2 protein-coding genes are annotated in these 976 nt (G+C 54.8%); both read right to left on the bottom strand.

The window, feature by feature from the left end; translation table 11 throughout:
* Positions 1 to 49: 49 nt before the first annotated feature.
* On the bottom strand, positions 50 to 607 hold the full coding sequence (locus AD664_RS27760) for an IS3 family transposase (RefSeq protein WP_256206978.1): 558 nt from the start codon (positions 605 to 607) through the stop codon (positions 50 to 52).
* Complete coding sequence (locus AD664_RS27755) at positions 604 to 906, bottom strand: transposase (RefSeq protein WP_053143627.1); 303 nt, start codon at positions 904 to 906, stop codon at positions 604 to 606. Before AD664_RS27755 ends, AD664_RS27760 begins: the two co-directional genes overlap by 4 nt.
* Positions 907 to 976 lie beyond the last annotated feature (70 nt).

Here is a 976-nt window from a genome sequence, read left to right as displayed (position 1 = left end):
CTTGCGCATCTCATTCCTGAATTTGTGGCTGGTGTATTGGCAACCTTGATCAGAATGAAACAGCACCTCTTTTGGACGGCCTCGCAATTGCACCGCCATCCGCAACGCTTCGCAGGTCAGAGTCATCGGAAATCATTGAAAACGACCACCCCACGATCCTGCGAGCAAACAAATCCAGTACTGCCGCGAAGTACATCCAGCGCTTACCCACCTTGATGTACGTCACATCACCACACCACACCTGATTGATCGCCGTGACATCAAACTTGCGCTTGAGCACGTGCGGCGCCACCAGGGCCTCCACGCCGGAAGATTTGTACTTGTGCCGCCGCCGCTGATGACTGGCAACACCGGCTTCGCGCATCAAGCTGCGAGCCATATGTCGCCCGACGCGATGCCCCTTTGCTTGCAACTCCTTAGAAAGGGTGCGAGACCCTGCGGACGCTCTGGATTCCTTGTGATGTTCGACCAGCACGGCTTTAAGTTTCTCCCGCTCAGGCTTCACCTTGCCTTGGCGCTGACGCCAGGCGTAAAAGCTGCTGCGGTTGACTCCAAACGCCCGACAGCAATTGTTAACGCCGTACTGCTCGTCCAGCTCATTGATCAACGAGAATGATCTTTGGAGTCCAAAAGCAGGAGAGCACTGGCCTTTTTTAGGATTTCAATGTCCAGGTCTTTTTGCCTGAGCAACGCTTTGAGCTGCTGGATCTCTCGCTGATCGGCGGTAATCGCCTTGGCCCCTTCCGGGGTCGAACCCAAGCGCTCTTTGCGAACCTGGTCGACCCAACGGCGCAAGGCAGTAGGGCCAATATCCAGAGTGGCACAGACCTCAGGAACTGACTGGCCTTCGTCCAGCACCATGCTGGCAGCTTTGAGCTTGAACTCACTGGAATAAGATTTACGCATAGCCAAACACCTCAGATTTGGGCGCCATCATAGCGCCCGATTGAAGTGTCCAAAATCATTAGGCCAGTTC

It is taken from the genome of Pseudomonas sp. P97.38 (assembly GCF_001269745.1).
GTDB lineage: Bacteria > Pseudomonadota > Gammaproteobacteria > Pseudomonadales > Pseudomonadaceae > Aquipseudomonas > Aquipseudomonas chlororaphis_E.
This window is presented reverse-complemented; position numbering and strand designations above follow the sequence as displayed.